Origin of the sequence: Rhodococcus sp. ACT016 (genome assembly GCF_050477185.1) — a bacterium.
Lineage (GTDB): Bacteria > Actinomycetota > Actinomycetes > Mycobacteriales > Mycobacteriaceae > Prescottella.
In genome coordinates this window covers 2,530,812-2,548,287 of the sequence record NZ_JBEAET010000001.1, presented here as the reverse complement: position 1 = coordinate 2,548,287, position 17,476 = coordinate 2,530,812, and the positions used below count along the sequence as shown (strand labels likewise).

Sequence of the window (17,476 nt, the reverse complement as noted above, 5' to 3'; positions counted from 1 at the left end):
GCGCCTATCACGGATAATCGGTGTAAACCCCGTTCTCCAGAGAGGACCTCTCATGCTTGCCCGCACCGACCTTCGCGGTCGTACCCCTTCCACCGCTGAGCTCCGAGGTGCGCTGCCTCGTGGCGGAGTGGACGTGGACGCGGTGCTGCATCAGGTCCGTCCCGTCGTCGAGGACATCCGCGACCGTGGCGCCGAGGCCGCGCTCGAGTACGGCGAGAAGTTCGACAGGGTTCGCCCCGAGACTGTCCGCGTCCCGCGCGCCGAGTTGGACCGTGCGCTCGCCGAGCTGGACGCCGACGTCCGCGCTGCGCTGGAGGTCGCGATCGAGCGGACCCGCAAGGTCCACGCCGATCAGCGTCGCACCGACACTGTCACCGAGGTCGTCCCCGGCGGCACCGTCACCGAGCGGTGGGTGCCGGTCGAGCGGGTCGGCCTGTACGTGCCGGGCGGCAACGCGGTGTACCCGTCGTCCGTCGTGATGAACGTCGTCCCGGCGCAGGCCGCGGGCGTCGAGTCGCTCGTCGTCGCCTCGCCGCCGCAGGCCGGGTTCGGCGGCCTGCCGCACCCGACGATCCTCGCCGCGGCCGCGCTGCTCGGCGTCGACGAGGTGTGGGCGGTGGGCGGTGCGCAGGCCGTCGCGCTGCTCACCTACGGCGGCACCGACACCGACGGCGGCGAACTCGCCCCGGTCGACCTCATCACCGGCCCCGGCAACATCTTCGTCACCGCCGCCAAGCGCCTGTGCCGCGGACTGGTCGGCATCGACGCCGAAGCCGGCCCGACCGAGATCGCGATCCTGGCCGACCACACCGCCGACCCGGTGCACGTGGCCGCCGACATGATCAGCCAGGCCGAGCACGACGTCATGGCCGCGAGCGTCCTGGTGACCACCAGCACCGAGCTGGCCGACGCCGTCGACAAGGCGCTCGCCGCGCAGCTCGAGCTGACCAAGCACCGCGAGCGTGTCGAGACCGCGCTGCGCGGCAGCCAGTCCGGCACCGTCCTGGTCGACGACATCGCCGCGGGCCTGAAGGTCGTCAACGCCTACGCCGCCGAACACCTCGAGATCCAGACCGAGGACGCCTCCGCGGTCGCCGCGCAGGTGCGATCCGCCGGAGCGATCTTCGTCGGCCCGTGGGCGCCGGTGAGCCTGGGCGACTACTGTGCCGGCTCCAACCACGTGCTGCCCACCGCCGGCTGCGCGCGGCACTCGTCGGGCCTGAGCGTGCAGACGTTCCTGCGTGGCATCCACGTGGTCGACTACTCGGAGTCCGCTCTCAAGGAGGTTTCGGGCCACGTCATCACCCTCGCCAACGCCGAGGACCTCCCGGCGCACGGCGAGGCTGTGCGGCTGCGCTTCGAGGCACTGAAGTGAGCGCCGGGGTGGTCCCCGGATCGGCCGTCGGTATCGACGATCTGCCCATCCGGGAGAACTTGCGCGGTCAATCCCCGTACGGCGCGCCGCAGTTGACGGTGCCGGTGCAGCTCAATACCAACGAGAACCCGCACCCGCCGTCGAAGGCGCTGGTCGACGACGTCGCCGAGGCTGTGCGCGCGGCCGCCGCGGACCTGCACCGCTACCCGGACCGGGACGCGGTCGCGCTGCGCACCGATCTGGCCGAGTACATGACCCGGCAGACCGGTGTGACGCTCGACGTGTCCAACCTGTGGGCGGCCAACGGCTCCAACGAGGTGCTGCAACAGTTGCTGCAGGCGTTCGGTGGGCCCGGCCGCAGCGCGATCGGCTTCGTGCCGTCGTACTCGATGCACCCGCTGCTCGTCACCGGCACGCAGACCGAGTGGATCGCGGCCCCGCGGCACGACGACTTCTCGCTCGACACCGCGGCCGCGGTGCGGGTGATCGAGGAGCGTCGACCGGACATCGTCTTCGTCACCAGCCCGAACAACCCCACCGGGCACAGCATCCCGCTCGAGGACCTGAAGCCGATCCTCGCCGCCGCTCCGGGCATCGTGATCGTCGACGAGGCGTATGCCGAGTTCTCGTCGGTGCCCAGCGCGGTCAGCCTGATCGACGAGTTCCCCACCAAGCTGGTGGTGAGCCGGACGATGAGCAAGGCGTTCGCGTTCGCCGGTGGCCGACTCGGCTACCTGGTCGCGGCGCCGGCATTCATCGACGCAATGCTGTTGGTGCGCTTGCCCTATCACCTGTCGGTCGTCACGCAGGCCGCGGCGCGCGCCGCGTTGCGCCACGCGGACGAGACGCTCGGCAGCGTGGCCGAACTGGCGTCCGAGCGAGATCGGGTGAGCGCCGAGCTGACCGAGATGGGCTACACCGTCGTGCCCAGCGACGCGAACTTCATCCTGTTCGGGCTCTTCGAGGACGCGGCGCGCACGTGGCAGCACTACCTCGACGAGGGAGTGCTGATCCGCGACGTCGGCATCCCGGGCCATCTGCGTGCCACGATCGGCCTGGTCGCCGAGAACGACGAACTGCTGCGCGTCAGCAGGAAACTTGCGTCCACCGAACTGAAGGGCTGAAGGACTGCGATGAGTGATCGGATCGCACGGGTGGAGCGGACCACCAAGGAGTCGAGCATCGTCGTCGAGTTGAACCTCGACGGCACCGGAATCGTGAACGTGTCGACAGGAATCCCGTTCTTCGACCACATGCTCACCGCGCTCGGCGCGCACGCCAGCTTCGATCTGACCGTCCAGGCGAAGGGCGACGTCGAGATCGACGCGCACCACACCGTCGAGGACACGGCAATCGTGCTCGGCCAGGCGTTGGGGCAGGCGCTCGGTGACAAGCGCGGCATCCGGCGCTTCGGTGACGCGTTCATTCCGATGGACGAGACGCTGGCGCACGCATCGGTCGACGTCTCGGGGCGCCCGTACTGTGTCCACACCGGCGAGCCGGAACACATGCTGCACAGCGTGATCGGGGGCTACCCGGGTGTGCCGTACTCGACGGTGATCAACCGCCACGTGTTCGAGTCGATCGCGCTCAACGCGCGCATCGCGCTGCACGTGCGCGTGCTGTACGGCCGCGACCAGCACCACATCACCGAGGCCGAGTTCAAGGCCGTCGCCCGCGCGCTGCGCGAGGCCGTCGAGCCCGATCCCCGTGTCTCGGGTGTGCCGTCGACCAAGGGTGCGCTGTAGAACCATGAGTACGGTCTTCATCTACATTCTGTTCCTCGCGGCGGGCTTCGCCATCGGCGGCGCATTCGCGATGTGGAAAGTGAACAAGCTGGCCTCGGGCGTGCTCGTGGCACTCGCGATCCTTGCGGCGGCGTCGGGAATCCTGCGGCTGATCTGATGCGTGAACTCCTGCGGGCTCGCGGGATCCTGGTTGCTCTGCTCATGGGTGCCACCACGTTCGGTGGCTGGTCGCTGTTGTTGCCGGTTGTTCCGTTGGCGATTGCCGACGGCGGTGGCTCCGATGCGGCGGCCGGCGCGTCGACGGCGGTGTTCATGGCGACCACAGTCGCAACCCAATTGAAGGTGCCGGCGCTGCTGCGCAGTGTCGGCTATCGGGCGGTACTCGCCGTCGGCTGTCTGCTGCTGGGGCTGCCGTCGCTCGCATTCCTGTGGAGCACTGCGACGACACCCGCATTGATCATCTCCGCGATCAGAGGCATCGGATTCGGTCTGGTCACTGTCGCCGGCATCGGACTGCTGGCCGAGTTGGCTCCACCGAACCTGCTCGGCCGCGTCACCGGCGCGAACGGTGTGGCGATCGCGGCCGCCCAGATGATCGTGCTGCCGCTGGGGCTGGCGCTGTATCAGTCCGGCCACCACGCCGTGGTGTTCGGGCTGGGGACGGCCGTTCCCCTGGTGTCGCTCCTCACGATCACCCGATTACCCGCGGTCCCGAATCCGGGGCTTCCGACCGGTCGGAAGGGCCTGTCGCCGCGCGTGCTCGTGATTCCGTGCCTGTCGATGTTCGTGGTCGCCGCGGCCTACGGAGGCATGTCCTCGCTGCTGCCGATCGCGTCGGAGAACCGTGCCGCCGTCGCGGGAATCGCGCTGTCGGTGTCCGCCGGTGCGATGCTCGTCGGCCGCTACGGTGCCGGCGTGATCGCCGACCGCATCGGCGCGGGCCGGACCATGGTGCCTGCCCTCGTCCTCGCCGCGATCGGAATGGGTCTGTTGGCGCTCGCGGTGGCCGGCATCGGCGGCGGTGATGTCGCGTTGATCGCCGGTGCCATGGCGTTCGGCGCGGGCTTCGGGGCGGTCCAGAACGAGGCCCTGCTCACGCTCCTCGCCTCGGCCGGGCGTGACCGGGTCGGGGCGGCCAGCGCCGCGTGGAACATCGCGTACGACGGCGGTACCGGCGTCGGCTCGCTCGCGCTCGGCGTGGTCGCCGGGCTGGCGGGCTACCCGGCGGTGTTCGCGCTGGCTTCCGTCGTCGCCCTGGCCGTCGCGCCCGTCGCCCTGGCGGCGCGCGGGGCCGGGTCGCGTCCCCGATAGAGTTCTCCCATGACCGCACGCAAGGTTGCCCTTCTCGATTACGGCTCCGGAAATCTGCACTCCGCCCAGCGCGCGCTCGCGCGCACCGGTGCGCAGATCGAGGTGACCGCGGACCCGCAGATCGCTCTCGCCGCGGACGGTCTCGTGGTGCCCGGCGTCGGCGCGTTCGCCGCGTGCATGGAGGGCCTGCTGAAGGTCAAGGGTGAGCGGATCATCGGCCAGCGACTGGCCGGCGGGCGCCCGGTGCTGGGAATCTGCGTCGGCATGCAGATCCTCTTCGAGCGGGGCGTCGAGTTCGGCGTCGAGGCCGAGGGCTGCGGCGAGTGGCCCGGCACCGTCGAACGGCTCGAGGCCGACGTTCTGCCGCACATGGGCTGGAACACCGTCGAGGCGCCGGAGGACAGCGTGCTGTTCGCCGGAATGGACCCCGACACCCGCTTCTACTTCGTGCACTCGTACGGCGTGCGCAAGTGGGAGTTGCCGCCGTCGGAGCTCATCGCGCCGCCCAAGCTGACGTGGGCCGAGCACGGGGACCGATTCCTCGCGGCCGTCGAGAACGGGCCGCTCTCGGCCACCCAGTTCCACCCCGAGAAGTCCGGTGACGCCGGTGCTCAGCTGCTGGAGAACTGGGTCCGCAATCTGTGACCAACGCCGGGGTCGTCGCCGCGACGAGCCCGGTGACGACCCGGAACCCGGTCGCGGGCGATGACCCACTAGGATCGGCGCAGTGAGCCTGGTCCTTTTGCCTGCTGTAGATGTCGCCAACGGTGAAGCTGTTCGCCTCGTTCAGGGAGAGGCGGGGAGCGAGACCAGTTACGGTGCGCCCCGCGACGCCGCCCTCGCGTGGCAGAACGACGGTGCCGAGTGGGTGCATCTGGTCGACCTCGACGCCGCATTCGGCCGCGGATCCAATCGCGAGCTGCTGGCCGCCGTCGTCGGTGAGCTCGACGTCAAGGTCGAGCTGTCCGGTGGTATCCGCGACGACGAGTCCCTCGAGGCCGCCCTCGCGACGGGCTGCGCCCGCGTCAACCTCGGAACCGCCGCCGTCGAGAACCCGGACTGGTGCGCCCGCGCCATCGCCAAGCACGGTGAGCGCATCGCCGTCGGCCTCGACGTCAAGCTGATCGACGGCGACTACCGCCTGCGCGGTCGCGGCTGGGTGTCCGACGGCGGTGACCTGTGGGAGGTCCTCGAGCGCCTCAACCGCGACGGCTGCTCGCGCTACGTCGTCACCGACGTCAGCAAGGACGGCACCCTCACCGGCCCGAACCTCGAGCTGCTCAGCGCGGTGTGCGCGGCCACCGATGCACCGGTCGTCGCGTCGGGTGGTGTCTCGACCATCGCCGACCTCGAGGCCATCGCCGGTCTGGTCGACCAGGGCGTCGAGGGTTCGATCGTCGGAAAGGCGCTCTACGCCGGACGATTCACGCTTCCCGAGGCCCTGGCCGCGGTCTCGCGCTAGGAACGATCCCCTCGATGAGCCTGTCCCGGAATCCGCTCGAGCTGCTCGCGATCGCGAGCGACGTCCTCGACGGTGCCCGGGACCGGTTCGTCGAGGGACTGGGCGCCCCCAGTGCGGTCCGCAAGGGCCCCAAGGATTTCGCGACCGCCGTCGACCTCGAATTGGAGAAGGCGGTGTCGGCCGAACTGGAGCGTCGCACCGGTATCGAGGTCCACGGCGAGGAGTTCGGTGGGCCCGAACTCGCGAACGGTGACGTCTGGATCCTCGATCCGATCGACGGCACGTTCAACTACTCGGCCGGCCTGCCCACCGCGGGCATGCTGCTCGCGCTGCTGCGCGACGGGGTCCCCGTGTTGGGGCTGACGTGGCTGCCGCTGACCGGCGAACGGTTCGCGGCGGCACAGGGCGGTCCGTTGTACCGCAACGGTGTCGCGCTGCCGAGGCTCGAGCCGAGTTCGCTGTCGGCCGCGATGATCGGCTTCGGCGCGTTCAACATCGACAGCCGTGGCCGCATCCCGGGCCCGTACCGCTTCGAACTGCTCGGTCAGCTCAGCCGCGTCTCGTCCCGGATCCGGATGCACGGATCCACGGGCGCCGACCTCGCCTACACCGCCGCCGGAATTCTCGGGGGTGCGGTCGTGTTCGGTCACCACGTGTGGGACAACGCGGCCGGTGTCGCGCTCGTGCGGGCGGCCGGGGGCATCGTGACGGATCTGCGCGGGGACGACTGGCACGTCGGTTCGCGTTCCGTCCTCGCCGCCGCACCCGGCGTGCACGGCGAACTGCTCGACATTCTCCACTCTCTGGGCGACCCGGAGAAGCGGCCTGAAGGAGGGCCACCACAATGACTTTGGCTGTTCGAGTGATTCCGTGCCTCGACGTCGACGCGGGCCGCGTCGTCAAGGGCGTCAACTTCGAGAACCTGCGTGACGCGGGCGATCCCGTCGAACTCGCCGCAACCTACGACGCCCAGGGTGCGGACGAACTGACCTTCCTCGACGTCACCGCGTCCAGCGGCGACCGCGGCACGATGCTCGACGTCGTCACCCGCACCGCCGAGCAGGTCTTCATCCCGCTCACCGTCGGTGGCGGTGTGCGCACCGTCGAGGACGTCGACCGTCTGCTGCGCGCCGGCGCCGACAAGGTGAGCGTCAACACCGCCGCCATAGCGCGCCCCGAGGTGCTGCGGGAGATGTCGGAGCGGTTCGGTTCGCAGTGCATCGTGCTGTCGGTCGACGCCCGCACCGTCCCGGAGGGACAGGAGCCGACCCCGTCCGGCTGGGAGGTCACCACGCACGGCGGCAAGCGCGGCACCGGCATCGACGCCGTCGAGTGGGCGATCCGCGGGGCTGAGTTGGGCGTGGGGGAGATCCTGCTCAACTCGATGGACGCCGACGGCACCAAGGCCGGCTTCGACCTGAAGATGATCCGGTCCGTCCGCGCCGCGGTGCACGTGCCGGTGATCGCCAGCGGCGGTGCCGGTGCCGTCGAGCACTTCGCGCCAGCCGTCGAGGCGGGCGCCGACGCCGTCCTCGCTGCCAGCGTCTTCCACTTCGGCGACATGACGATCGGGGACGTCAAGGCGTCCATGCGTGCCGAAGGAATCGTCGTCCGCTAGGCCTCGAGCCGAAGCGCGTACCGGACCGCGGGGCGTCCGGCACCACTGCCGACGGTGCCGACCACCCGCGCCAGGCCCGCGCGCTCGAGCTGCTTGAGTGTCCGTCGCGCCGAGCGCGGTTCGATTCCGAGCGCCGCGGCGACGTCGGCCGCGGTGACCTCGCCGGCGTGTGCCGCCACCGCAGCCTCGAGTCTGACCAGCGTCGCGAGGGACAGCCCCGCCCGGCGTGCCGCGACGTGCAGGTCGAGCGGCTCCTCGGACCGGTCGGAGTCGGTGTCGGTGATGACGAAGTCGCGGCCGGCGCCGACGGAGACGACGGCCGTGAACGGGCCTGCGGTGCGACAGCGGTCCACCGCTCGACGCGCCAGGGCCTCCGCATCGGCGGCCGAACGGCCGACGCCCAGCCCGATCCGCACCCAGGTGTGGCGTTCGGCCAGCTGCTCGAGGAGCGGCATCACCGTCCAGTCGCACGTGTGCTGGGCGAGGACGCCACGGGTGCTGACCAGGACGTAACTCGACGGGCCGGTGGGGAACACACTTCCCGCCAGCGCCCGCACGTCGTCGACGAGCCGGTCGTCAACCTCGGGGAGCTCAATCATGCCGAGGACCACCTGGGCGTCCGACGAAATCCGGCCCGCCAGCTCCATGGCGAGGCCCTCGAGCGCGGTACGCACCGACGCGATCGCGGGCGCCAACCGGATCGCGTCCACGTCCTCCCGGATCAGCTCGTACACCGACCGCACGCACGTGATCGCGACCGCCCCGGGATGCTGCCGTGCGTGCTCCCGGTGGAAGGCGGCGAGGCGCTGGGCGTCGATGCCGTTGCGGTACTCCAGGGTCGCGATCCGGTCCGTCGCGATGCCGACGTGGGTAAGGCTCTCGACCACCAGCGGACGCGTGAGGGTGTCGATGGAGACGACGGCGGGGTCGTGTCCCGTGGACATCAGTTCGACGAGGGCGCCGTACAGCGTGGCCCCCGTGTAGTCGATGTACGCGGCCGGTTTCGTGACGACGCCGGCCGCCTGTGCCAGCGTGTACGGGATCACGCCCGTGAACAAGAGCGCGTCGACGTCGGGGTTCGTGGCGATCACGTCGAGCGCCTGCTCCTCGTTGCGGTATGTCAGGGGCACCACGAGGTGATCGGTGAACTCCAGGGCGGCAACGCGTTTGACCAGCGACACCAGATCGGATGGCCCGACGACCCCGATCCGGTACGCGGGCTCAGCATTCGACGACATTTACGGCGAGACCCCCCATCGACGTTTCCTTGTACTTGGACTGCATGTCCGCTCCAGTTTCGCGCATGGTCTTGATGACAGTGTCCAGGCTGACGTGATGCGTGCCGTCACCGGCCAGTGCGATGCGGGCGGCGTTGATCGACTTGACCGCCGCGACCGCGTTGCGCTCGATGCACGGGATCTGGACGAATCCGCCGACCGGGTCGCACGTGAGGCCCAGGTTGTGTTCCATCGCGATCTCGGCCGCGTTCTCGACCTGTGCGGGACTGCCGCCGAGCAGTTCGCACAGTGCGCCGGCCGCCATGGACGACGCCGAACCGACCTCGCCCTGGCACCCCACCTCGGCTCCCGAGATGGATGCGTTGTCCTTGTAGAGCGCGCCGATCGCCGTCGCGGTGAGCAGGAACCGGCGGACTCCGTCCGGGCTCGCGGCGGGCACGAACCGGTCGTAGTAGTGCAACACCGCGGGGACGATCCCGGCGGCCCCGTTGGTGGGGGCGGTGACGATCCGCCCGCCGACGGCGTTCTGTTCGTTCACCGCCATGGCGAATGCGTTCACCCAGTCGAGCCGGTGCAAGGGGTCGGCCGCGGCATCGATGTTCTCGAGTCGGCGGCGGAGGTCGGGTGCCCTGCGGCGCACTCGCATCGGCCCGGGGAGGGTTCCGTCGGTGTGCAGCCCCGCCTCCACGCACTCCTGCATCACCGTCCAGATCCGGTCGAGGCCCGCCGTGACGTCGTCGGCCGGGGCGCGGGCGCACTCGTTGGCGAGAACGAGATCGCTTGTGCGCAGACCGGTCTCGGTGGCGTGGGCGAAGAGGTCGGCGGCGGAGCCGAAGGGATAGGGGACGGTGGTGGAGCTGTCGACAGTGGCGGGCGGCTCGCCGTGCTCGGTGACGAATCCACCGCCGACCGAGTAGTACGTGCGCTCGCGTCGGGACCCGTCGGCCAGTTCCGCGGTCACCACCATGGCGTTGGGGTGGCCCGGCAGCCGCACGGACCCGTCCAGGATCAGATCGGGGTCGTCGAACGGGATTCGGTGTCGTCCGGCGAGATCGAGATACCCGGTCGCGACGGCCGTCGCGTGCCACCGTGCCGGCATCGACGGGTCGACGGTCTCGGGCTCGGCGCCCCACAGACCCGCCACGACCGCGTGGTCCGATCCGTGTCCGCGGCCGGTGGCGCCGAGTGACCCGCACAGCAGGACGTGGACTCGCCGGACCAGTTCGAGCTCGTGCCGGTGCTCGAGCTCGCTGACGAACCTGCGTGCGGCCCGCATCGGGCCCACGGTGTGGGAACTCGACGGACCGATCCCGATCGAGAACAGGTCGAACACGCTCACGGTCACTGGTCCAGGTTTCCTTCCGATTGTGCTTGACACCACACTTGGAACATTATTACGGTCCTGACCGAAAATAGTCCATCTGGAGAAGGGCAGTTCGATGTTCGTGGACGAGAAGGAGCTCGAGCGGGAGCTCGGGCGCCCCGGCGCGGAGCTCGTCGCCGAGGCGGCGGCGTGGAGCGGTGACGTAATCGTGCTGGGTGCCGGTGGAAAGATCGGGTCCGGTGTCGCGACGATGGCGCGGCGGGCGCTCGACGAGGCCGGCCGTGGCGACCTGCGGGTGATGGCTGTTTCGCGGTGGGGTGACGCTGATGCGCGGGCCCGCCTGGACGCGGTCGGCGTGGAAACGGTCATGGCCGATTTATCTGACCCGGCCGCGGTGGACGGGTTGCCCGACGCGAGCGAGGTGATCTTCCTGGTCGGTGCGAAGTTCGGTACCTCTACCAAGTCGGACGAGGCCTGGATGACGAACACGGTGCTCCCCGCGTACGTTGCGCGGCGGTACGCACGATCGCGGATCACGGCGCTGTCGACCGGCAACGTGTACCCGCTGACGTCGCCGATGACGGGCGGGCCCCTGGAGACCGACGAGACCGGTCCGGTCGGGGAGTACGCGATCACGTGCCGTGGCCGTGAACAGGTCTTCACACACGGTGCGCGCACCCGCGGGACCCGCGTCGCGCTGATCCGGTTGAACTACGCGTGCGAGCCGCGGTACGGCGTCGTCGCCGACATCGCCCGCCGGGTGGCCGGGGGCGAGCCCGTGGACCTGTCGATCGGTGTCGTCAACGTGGTGTGGCAGCGCTACACGAACGAGGTGATCCTGCGCAGCCTCGGCCACGCCGACACCTTGCCGTTCGTGCTGAACCTGACCGGGCCCGAGACGGCGTCGGTGCGCACGATCGCCCGACAGCTGGGGGAGAAGCTCGGTGTCGAGCCGGTTTTCGTGGGCGCGGAGGGCGAGACCAGCCTGCTCAACAACGCCTCGAAGTGCCACACGTTGTTCGGTTACCCGGACCGCAGCCTGGGTCAGCTCATCGACATGCAGGCGACCTGGATGAGCGCCGGCGGCACGCTGTGGAACAAGCCGACGAAGTTCGAGCGGCGGGACGGGAAGTTCTGATGACGACGATGCGCTCGGAAACCGCGGCCGCGCTTCTGCACGCCGGCACCGTCATTCCCGCCCACCCGCTGGCTCTCGACGCCGATCGCTCGCTCGACGAGCGTCGACAGCGGGCTCTCACCCGTTACTACGTCGACGCCGGGGCGGGGGGCGTGGCGGTGGGTGTGCACACCACCCAGTTCGAGATCCGCCGCCCGGAAGTCGGGCTGCTGCGTCCGGTCCTCGAACTGGCGGCCGAGGAGCTCGACGCCCGCGTCGGTGGGCGGGCCTTCCTGCGGATCGCCGGCGTCGCCGGGCCCACGGAACAGGCTGTCGCGGAGGCGGAACTGGCCCACGAGCTCGGCTACGACGCGGTCCTCGTGTCGCCGGGCGGCTTGGCCGATCGCGACGTCGACTACCTCCTGGACCGGTCCGCGGCGGTCGGCGAGGTGCTGCCCGTCATCGGGTTCTACCTGCAGGAGGCCGTCGGGGGTTGCTACCTTCCCCGTGAGTACTGGCGCCGGCTGGCCGATCAGCCGTCCACGGTCGCGGTCAAGGCGGCGCCGTTCGACCGGTACCGGACCCTCGAGCTGGTGCAGGGAATCGTCGACTCGGACCGTGGCCACGACGTCGCGCTCTACACCGGCAACGACGACAACATCGTCGCCGATCTGCTCACACCGTTCGACGTCGCCGGAGCGGCGGGCCCCGTGAGCCGACGGTTCGTCGGCGGCCTGCTCGGGCACTGGGCGGTATGGACCCGAACCGCGGTCCACCTGCACGAACTCGTCCAGAAGGCATGGGCGGGTGACGAGTCCGCGCGGTCTCGGGCGCTCTCGATGGCGGCCGCGGTGACCGACGCGAATGCCGCGGTGTTCGACGTGCGCAACAATTTCGCCGGTGTGATCGCCGGCGTGCACGAGGTGTTGCGCCGGCAGGGTCTGCTGGCGGGCACGTGGTGCATCGATCCGGACGAGAGACTGTCGGCCGGTCAGGCCGACGAGCTGACCAGAACGGTCGATGCGTACGAATGGCTGCGAGACGAGGACGGCTTCATCGCCGCAGGACTCGAAGGATGGTTGGGATGAGCTCGACAACGGTCGACGACGCTTCCACCGCAACCCCGGATGCGGGTAGAACCGATCGCGCGCGGAAGGCGGTCTTCGGGGCATGGCTCGGGTTCTATGTCGACCTGTTCGACATCTACCTGCCGGTGATCGTGCTGGCGCCGGCATCGGTGTACTTCCAGGCCACCGGCGCGTCGGCAGGCACGATCGCACTCATCAACGGGTCGGTCTTCGCCGCGACACTGATCGGTAGGCCGTTGGGTGCCATGCTGTTCGGGCATCTGGCCGACAAGTTCGGGCGCCGCCGGATCACCGTCGTCTCGGTCACGGGCTTCGGCGTGACGACGATGGCGATCGGACTGCTGCCGGGTTACCAGCAGATCGGCATCACGGCGGTGATCCTGCTCATCGCACTCCGCTTCATCGACGGTGTGTTCCTCGGCGGCGAGTACACCTCGGCGACACCGACGGCGCTCGAGCAGAGCCGAAAAGAGCGGCGCGGACTCAACGGCGCGATCATCTCCACGGGCTTCCCGCTGGCCTACTGCTCGATCGCGCTCATCACGCTCGGGCTGCTGCAGGTCATGCCGGCGCAGGGAATCGACTCGGCCTACGTCCAATGGGGCTGGCGTATCCCGTTCTTCGTCGGAGCCGTGCTGTCGGTGGGCTTCGCCGTCTGGTATTCCCGCAACGTCGAGGACAGCGAGGAATGGCAGCAGTCGGACAAGGTGAAGACCCCGATCGTCGAGTTGTTCAAGGGCCGGTCCGGTCGCGACTTCCTGCAGGTCTTCGTCCTCACCACCGGCTTGTGGTTCACGAGCTACATGCTCACCACCGTGCTGCCGGGACTGATGAAGAGCGAAGCGAAGCTCAGCCCGAACTCGACGACGCTGGCCCTGGTGATCGCCAACGCCATCGTGGTGGCCGTGTATATGGGCAGTGGCCTGCTGTCGCAGCGGGTCGGGCGACGGCCGATGCTCATCGCAGGTGGTCTGCTGTGCATGTTCGTCGCGCCGATCCCGTACACCCTCATCGCATCCGGCAACGTCCGGACGTTCGGGACCGTGCTGGTGCTGCTGATCTCGGTCACCGTGCTCATCAGCGTGCCATGGGGCTGTCTGACGACGTACCTGACCGAACGGTTCACCCTGGGTGTGCGGGCGTCGGGGTACGGTCTCGGGTACTCGCTCGGCATGGTGATCCCCGCGTTCTACGCCTACATCCAGAGCGGGCTGTCGACGTTCATGCCGCTGCCGTACACCGCGGTGGTGCTGCTGTGTTTCGGTGGTCTGCTCACGGTGATCGGCGCTGTCCTGAGCCCGGAGACGCGTGACGTCGACATGAACTGAAGGAGACTGCATGCGAATCGGTTTCGCCGGGGTGGCCCACTCGCACCCGTTCAGCGACGCGCGTAACGCGCGACTGCTGGGGGCGGATGAGTTCGCCGTCTGGGATGCCGACGACCACTCCCGGCGCGAGAACTTCGGCCGGGAGTGGTCCGCAGCCCCGTTCGGGACGCTGGCGGAGTTGCTGGACTGGGGCCCGGACCTGGTGATCGTCACGCCGCGGCCGCGGCGCGTCGTTCCGGTCGTGTCCGCGGTGCTCGATCGCGGGGTCGCGTGCTTCCTCAACAAGGTTCCCGCCACCGACCGGCCGAGCCTGGCCGCATCGGATCACGCGGTCCGCGATCGCGCCGAGCGCTTCCTCACCACCTCGGTGCTGCGATTCGCGCCGGCGGTCCGCGCACTGGCGGCCGAGGTCGACGGAGCAGATCCCGTCGCCGCGCACGTGTCGGTGCGCCACGCGATCGACGTTTTCACCACCGCGGAGCGTCGATGGCAGGACGATCCGAACGACGGTGGGGGGACGGCGATCTCGATGGGACTGCACGCGTGGGAGATGCTCGACACCGTCCTGGGGCGAGCTGTCACACCGCTCGGTGGCGTCTGCTCACGGATTCCGGGGGACCGCACCATCTCGGAGAACGTCATGGCCGTCCACGCCCACGCGTCCGGCGCCGTGTCGGTCAGCGCCGACGTCGTCGGGACCGGGACCGGGGAGCACTACGAAGTGGTGATCCACACGGCCTCCGGCGTCCACCGGGCGACACTCGACGGCACGGACCACTACCTCGGTCTCGGCTATCTCGATTGCATGCGGGCGGTGCTGGCGATGGCCGGCGGCGCCCGCTCTCCAGTGCCGTGGGAACGCAGTCGTGCGGTGATCGACACGACCGTGACTGCGGCTCAGCTCGCCCGCGGGCGCGATTGACAGGAGATGGTGTGGGCGAACACCTCGAGCACGCGTGCCCGTTCACCTTCCGGTAGTACCGGCGCGAACGGGTCGGTGACGAGGTGGTCCGGAAGTAGTCCCTCGGTCTGCGCGATCCAGGCCATGCGTTGCACGTACCCGTCGAACGGCTCGCGGAACGTCGCGGCCGCGAACGTGTCGAGCCGTCGGGAGGCGTCGAGGAATGCGGACAGGTCGTTCCCGCCGAACGTGTCCAGCACGGCGCGCGTGAGAGTTACTGCTGCCGCGGCGATTCCGACGAGCGCCGCCTCGGCGCCCCACGTCAACGAGGCGCCGAACATCCTGTCCTCGCCCGTGATCGCCAGTTTGCCGCGGGCGCGGACGACGGCGATCCGGTCCTGGCACGCCACCGCGTCCGAAAGCCGGGCGAGCTTGACCGCCGCGACGGCGGGGTGGTCGACCAGGGCGCCGAACACCGCATCCGAGTACGGCGCGGTGTACAGGTCGAAAGCGACGAGTGGCAGGCGGGCGGCGTCCCACAGCGCGTCGAATCGACCGAGCACGGACGCGGCGTCGCCAGGGGCCGGGAAGACCAGGAGGGCGTCCGCGCCGGCGGCAGCCGCCGCACGGGCGTCGGCGGCGGTCTCGACCCCGACGATCACGTCCGCCCCCGAGCCCCGGGCCACGCGGATCAGCTCGGATTTCGCGGCCGCGTCCAGATGCGGGCCACGCCCGGTGTGTGCCGCGATCGCCAGGCCGTCCGCACCGGACGCCACGAGCGCACGAAAGTAGTCGGACGCCTGTTCGGGCCGCGCGGTCCCCGCCGCGTCGAACGGCGTTGCGGGGGCGGAGAACAGGCGTCCGCGGGCGTGCCCGGACCACTCTCGCGCCACACCGAACCACTCCATGCCACCGACCCTATACATCCGAGACCATCCAAACCGCAGAGGAGACGAACCGATGACCACACCGATCCCCGACTTGATCCTGTTGCGTCGCGAACTGCATCGCAACCCCGAGGTCGGACTCGACCTGCCGTGGACCCAGGCGCGAATTCTCGCCGCCCTCGACGGACTCGATCTCGAGATCTCCACCGGATCGGCGACCACGTCGGTGACGGCGGTGCTGCGCGGCCGCGCAGTACGCGGCAGCCTCCGGCCGACCGTGCTCGTCCGTTCCGACATGGACGCGCTCCCTGTCGAAGAGGCGACCGGACTGGACTTCGCGTCCGGCAACGGCGCGATGCATGCGTGCGGGCACGATCTGCACATGGCGATCCTCGTGGGTGCCGCGCACCGCCTCGCCGCGCGGCGGGACGCGTTGGCCGGCGACGTGGTGTTCGTGTTCCAGCCCGGCGAGGAGAACTGGGGCGGCGCGCTCGCGATGCTCGCCGAGGGCGTGCTCGACGCCGCGGGCCGACGGGCGGACGCAGCGCTGGGACTGCACGTCTTCTCGTACCATCTGCCCCGCGGTGTGTTCGGGATGCGGCGCGGCGCGATGATGTCGGCGTCCACCACGTTCACCGCCCGGTTCAACGGCAGCGGCGGGCACGGGTCGGCCCCCCAGACCGCGCGGGACCCCATCGTGGCCGCCGCGGAGTTCGTCACCGCGCTGCAGACCGCGATCACGCGAACGTTCGGCATGCTGACGCCGGTGGTCGCCACCGTCGGGCAGATCAGTGGCGGGCACAGCGGCAACGTCATTCCGGACACCGCACATGTCAGCGGTACCGCCCGCGCGTTCACCGCAGACGACACGGCACAGCTGCGAGCGCTGATCGGCAGAGTGGCCGACGGCGTGGCCTCCGTCCACGGCGTCCAGGCCGTGGTCGAGCTCGAGGACGTTGCGATGCCCACCGTCAGCGCCGACGGCGAAGCAGATTTCGCGATCGCCACGGCGCGCCGGTTGTTCGGCGAGGACGCGGTCGACGTGATGGACCGGCCCTTCACGGCATCGGAGGACTTCTCCTGGTTCCTGGACCGGGTGCCGGGAGCGTTCGTCCTGCTGGGGGCCTGCCCCTCAGACCGCGATCCGAGCGTCGCCGCGTCGAACCACTCGCCGTTCGCAGTGTTCGACGATGCGGTCGTCGAGCGTGGTGTGCGCTTCGAGACGGAATGGGCGATCGACCGGCTGCGGCAGTTGGCGGCGGACTTTGAGTCGGATGCGGCCGTGCCTGTATAACGGTCGCATGAGCCTCGATCCCGCTGTCGCCGCCCGTCTCAAGCGCAACGAAGCCGGGCTGTTCAGCGCGGTCGCCCAGGAGAAGTCCACCGGCGATGTCCTGATGGTCGCCTGGATGGACGACGAGGCCCTCGCGCGCACGCTCGAGACCCGTAAGGGTACGTACTACTCCCGCTCGCGGCAGCAGTACTGGGTCAAGGGCGAGACGTCCGGCCACACCCAGTACGTGCACGAGGTGCGCCTCGACTGCGATGGCGACACCGTGCTGCTGATAGTCGACCAGGAGGGTGCGGCGTGCCACACCGGCACGCACACCTGCTTCGACACCGACGTGCTGCTCGCCGCCGAGTCCTGACGCGGGTCCTGGTCGCGTTCGGGGGTGGGGCGGCAGCGGTCTTGTGGACTGCGCCGCTGCAGCGTCTGTCGACGGATCACGTCGGCGGGTTCTGCACGACCCCCACCGCGCCGAAGTGTGTGGCGTTGCCCCGAACGTGTCGCCCGACCGTCGCTGTCGATGTCGAACGGCGGCCATCGCCGACGCTACGCCCGCGATCGAGGATCGCGCAACGGGACGAAACGGGCTCTGAAGTGCGGCTCGATGTGGACCTCGGCGACCAGCCAGCTCTCGACGAGGCGCTCAGTCCGCGGGGCACGGTCAGCGCGTGAGCGCCTGGGGCGACAGCGTTTTGAGCATCGCGTCGGCGCTGCGCATTTGCCGCAGGATTCCGGCGAGTTTCTCCTGAACCGTCGCAGTGAGTGCGCCGACACGGATAGTGCAGGGCCAG

18 protein-coding genes are annotated in these 17,476 nt (G+C 69.7%); 15 read left to right on the top strand and 3 right to left on the bottom strand.

Annotated features, from left to right (window positions below; translation table 11 throughout):
* Positions 1-52: 52 nt before the first annotated feature.
* The 9 genes from hisD to hisF all read left to right on the top strand — a co-directional run bounded on the left by hisD (position 53) and on the right by hisF (position 7,514).
* Positions 53-1,375: a histidinol dehydrogenase gene (gene hisD / locus ACQ5DX_RS11820; RefSeq protein ID WP_430332798.1), complete on the top strand. Its 1,323-nt coding sequence runs from the start codon at positions 53-55 to the stop codon at positions 1,373-1,375.
* Positions 1,372-2,499, top strand: coding sequence for a histidinol-phosphate transaminase (locus ACQ5DX_RS11815; protein ID WP_430332797.1), 1,128 nt, complete (start codon positions 1,372-1,374; stop codon positions 2,497-2,499). Before hisD ends, ACQ5DX_RS11815 begins: the two co-directional genes overlap by 4 nt.
* Positions 2,500-2,508: 9 nt before the next feature.
* The gene (hisB, locus tag ACQ5DX_RS11810) at positions 2,509-3,123 is read left to right on the top strand and encodes an imidazoleglycerol-phosphate dehydratase HisB (RefSeq protein ID WP_430332796.1); all 615 of its coding nucleotides are present in this window, start codon (positions 2,509-2,511) and stop codon (positions 3,121-3,123) included.
* A 4-nt stretch (positions 3,124-3,127) separates the two neighbouring features.
* Positions 3,128-3,280: a hypothetical protein gene (locus ACQ5DX_RS11805; protein ID WP_430332795.1), complete on the top strand. Its 153-nt coding sequence runs from the start codon at positions 3,128-3,130 to the stop codon at positions 3,278-3,280.
* The gene (locus ACQ5DX_RS11800; protein ID WP_430332794.1) at positions 3,280-4,434 is read left to right on the top strand and encodes an MFS transporter; all 1,155 of its coding nucleotides are present in this window, start codon (positions 3,280-3,282) and stop codon (positions 4,432-4,434) included. Before ACQ5DX_RS11805 ends, ACQ5DX_RS11800 begins: the two co-directional genes overlap by 1 nt.
* Positions 4,435-4,443: 9 nt before the next feature.
* Positions 4,444-5,079, top strand: a complete 636-nt coding sequence (gene hisH / locus ACQ5DX_RS11795; protein WP_430332793.1) for an imidazole glycerol phosphate synthase subunit HisH — start codon at positions 4,444-4,446, stop codon at positions 5,077-5,079.
* Between the two features lie 82 nt (positions 5,080-5,161).
* Positions 5,162-5,896 (top strand): bifunctional 1-(5-phosphoribosyl)-5-((5-phosphoribosylamino)methylideneamino)imidazole-4-carboxamide isomerase/phosphoribosylanthranilate isomerase PriA, encoded by a 735-nt coding sequence (gene priA / locus ACQ5DX_RS11790; protein WP_430332792.1) that lies wholly within the window; start codon positions 5,162-5,164, stop codon positions 5,894-5,896.
* Between the two features lie 14 nt (positions 5,897-5,910).
* The gene (locus ACQ5DX_RS11785; protein WP_430332791.1) at positions 5,911-6,744 is read left to right on the top strand and encodes an inositol monophosphatase family protein; all 834 of its coding nucleotides are present in this window, start codon (positions 5,911-5,913) and stop codon (positions 6,742-6,744) included.
* Entirely contained in the window at positions 6,741-7,514 is a 774-nt protein-coding gene (hisF, locus tag ACQ5DX_RS11780; protein WP_430332790.1) for an imidazole glycerol phosphate synthase subunit HisF, read from the top strand. Before ACQ5DX_RS11785 ends, hisF begins: the two co-directional genes overlap by 4 nt.
* On the opposite strand, the gene ACQ5DX_RS11775 is transcribed toward hisF, so the two are convergent.
* Together ACQ5DX_RS11775 and ACQ5DX_RS11770 are read right to left on the bottom strand one after the other, a co-directional pair.
* Positions 7,511-8,752, bottom strand: coding sequence for a helix-turn-helix domain-containing protein (locus ACQ5DX_RS11775; RefSeq protein WP_430332789.1), 1,242 nt, complete (start codon positions 8,750-8,752; stop codon positions 7,511-7,513). The two genes, hisF and ACQ5DX_RS11775, sit on opposite strands and share 4 nt — an antisense overlap.
* Complete coding sequence (locus tag ACQ5DX_RS11770) at positions 8,736-10,097, bottom strand: L-serine ammonia-lyase (protein ID WP_430332788.1); 1,362 nt, start codon at positions 10,095-10,097, stop codon at positions 8,736-8,738. Before ACQ5DX_RS11770 ends, ACQ5DX_RS11775 begins: the two co-directional genes overlap by 17 nt.
* 94 nt (positions 10,098-10,191) lie before the next feature.
* On the opposite strand from ACQ5DX_RS11770, the gene ACQ5DX_RS11765 reads away from it, so the two are divergent.
* The 4 genes from ACQ5DX_RS11765 to ACQ5DX_RS11750 are packed head-to-tail and all read left to right on the top strand — an operon-like array spanning position 10,192 to position 14,531.
* Entirely contained in the window at positions 10,192-11,214 is a 1,023-nt protein-coding gene (locus tag ACQ5DX_RS11765) for an NAD-dependent epimerase/dehydratase family protein (protein ID WP_430332787.1), read from the top strand.
* On the top strand, positions 11,214-12,281 hold the full coding sequence (locus ACQ5DX_RS11760; RefSeq protein WP_430332786.1) for a dihydrodipicolinate synthase family protein: 1,068 nt from the start codon (positions 11,214-11,216) through the stop codon (positions 12,279-12,281). Before ACQ5DX_RS11765 ends, ACQ5DX_RS11760 begins: the two co-directional genes overlap by 1 nt.
* On the top strand, positions 12,278-13,609 hold the full coding sequence (locus ACQ5DX_RS11755; RefSeq protein WP_430332785.1) for an MFS transporter: 1,332 nt from the start codon (positions 12,278-12,280) through the stop codon (positions 13,607-13,609). The genes ACQ5DX_RS11760 and ACQ5DX_RS11755 overlap by 4 nt, the downstream gene beginning before the upstream one ends.
* Positions 13,610-13,619: 10 nt before the next feature.
* A complete protein-coding gene (locus tag ACQ5DX_RS11750; RefSeq protein WP_430332784.1) occupies positions 13,620-14,531 on the top strand; it encodes a hypothetical protein in 912 nt (303 codons plus the stop codon).
* On the opposite strand, the gene ACQ5DX_RS11745 is transcribed toward ACQ5DX_RS11750, so the two are convergent.
* Positions 14,507-15,418: a dihydrodipicolinate synthase family protein gene (locus ACQ5DX_RS11745; protein WP_430332783.1), complete on the bottom strand. Its 912-nt coding sequence runs from the start codon at positions 15,416-15,418 to the stop codon at positions 14,507-14,509. The two genes, ACQ5DX_RS11750 and ACQ5DX_RS11745, sit on opposite strands and share 25 nt — an antisense overlap.
* Before the next feature lie 52 nt (positions 15,419-15,470).
* Here ACQ5DX_RS11745 and ACQ5DX_RS11740 point away from each other — a divergent pair, with 52 nt between their 5' ends.
* Together ACQ5DX_RS11740 and hisI are read left to right on the top strand one after the other, a co-directional pair.
* Positions 15,471-16,691, top strand: a complete 1,221-nt coding sequence (locus tag ACQ5DX_RS11740) for a M20 metallopeptidase family protein (RefSeq protein WP_430332782.1) — start codon at positions 15,471-15,473, stop codon at positions 16,689-16,691.
* Positions 16,692-16,698: 7 nt separating this feature from the next.
* Positions 16,699-17,046: a phosphoribosyl-AMP cyclohydrolase gene (hisI, locus tag ACQ5DX_RS11735; protein WP_430332781.1), complete on the top strand. Its 348-nt coding sequence runs from the start codon at positions 16,699-16,701 to the stop codon at positions 17,044-17,046.
* The last annotated feature ends 430 nt before the right edge of the window (positions 17,047-17,476 follow it).